Genomic DNA, 230 nt, shown 5'->3' on the forward strand with positions numbered 1-230 from the left:
GGCTCCGCCCACCTGGATCCCGCGGCCGCCGAGCACCGGGCCGACGGTGCGGCCGCGCGCGCGGTCCCCGACGGCGGGGCCGTCCACCCCGCCCGTCACGGTCTTGTGCAGCCCGACGAACGCGGACGTCGCGCCGGCCACCAGCGCGTGCGCGTGTCCCTGGGCGCCGTACCGGAGCGCGCGCGCGCGGCGGTCGGTGCGGTGGGGCTTGCTCGACGAGGGGACGGCGG

At 81.3% G+C, this 230-nt stretch carries 1 pseudogene; it reads right to left on the minus strand.

The window, feature by feature from the left end:
- Nucleotides 1-230, minus strand: a pseudogene (locus KVT14_RS21895) (G5 domain-containing protein); the annotation flags it as partial.

Origin of the sequence: Cellulomonas sp. GbtcB1 (genome assembly GCF_019091725.1) — a bacterium.
In the GTDB taxonomy this organism is placed as follows: domain Bacteria; phylum Actinomycetota; class Actinomycetes; order Actinomycetales; family Cellulomonadaceae; genus Cellulomonas.